The organism is Candidatus Dedyshia acidiphila (genome assembly GCF_051025295.1).
Lineage (GTDB): Bacteria > Acidobacteriota > Terriglobia > Terriglobales > Acidobacteriaceae > KBS-83.
Window position 1 is genome coordinate 1 of sequence record NZ_JBMGJV010000100.1, and the last position, 255, is coordinate 255.

1 pseudogene is annotated in these 255 nt (G+C 57.6%); it reads right to left on the reverse strand.

From position 1 onward, the window contains the following. Positions 1 to 232, reverse strand: a pseudogene (locus AC5IJH_RS18365) (type IV secretion system DNA-binding domain-containing protein); the annotation flags it as partial. Between the last annotated feature and the right edge of the window lie 23 nt (positions 233 to 255).

Here is a 255-nt window from a genome sequence, read left to right on the forward strand (position 1 = left end):
GGGCGGACTTACCCGCGCCCGTATCACCGATGAACTGCATGTGCTGGGCCTCGGCCCGCGCCGGTATACGAATCATCTCCTTCATGTCATCGGTTTTGAAGCCGACGCCATCGCCTTTGACTACCTCGTTGAACTCCTGCGGCGTGAGCTTTTCAGGGCCTTTTAGCCGCCGACCGTACTTCAACGCTTTCTGCCGCTTCACGTCTTTGGTGACGGCAAAAGGCAGCAGCACCAGAAAGATTCCAGCTCCACAGA